1 protein-coding gene is annotated in these 230 nt (G+C 67.4%); it reads right to left on the bottom strand.

Translation table 11 applies throughout. The annotated features are described in order from the left end of the window. A partial coding sequence (locus QQ657_RS56555; RefSeq protein ID WP_284750757.1) for an IS30 family transposase occupies positions 1-230 on the bottom strand: 230 nt, incomplete at both ends.

A 230-nucleotide genomic window follows, 5' to 3' on the forward strand; every position in this document is an offset into this window, starting at 1 on the left:
CGAGGGTCATCCGGGGGCGGTCGTTGAGCTCGGCCGCGACGGTGTCGAGGTGTTCGGCGGTGTGGGTGGCGAGGTCGGTGCTTTTGGGGAAGTACTGGCGGAGCAGGCCGTTGGTGTTTTCGTTGGAGCCGCGTTGCCAGGGTGCGTGCGGGTCGCAGAAGTAGACCGGCATCCCGGTGGCCTGGGTGAACTGGCCGTGCAGGTGCATCTCGCTGCCCTGATCCCAGGTC

Source organism: Amycolatopsis ponsaeliensis, from assembly GCF_030182635.1.
Classification (GTDB): domain Bacteria; phylum Actinomycetota; class Actinomycetes; order Mycobacteriales; family Pseudonocardiaceae; genus Amycolatopsis; species Amycolatopsis ponsaeliensis.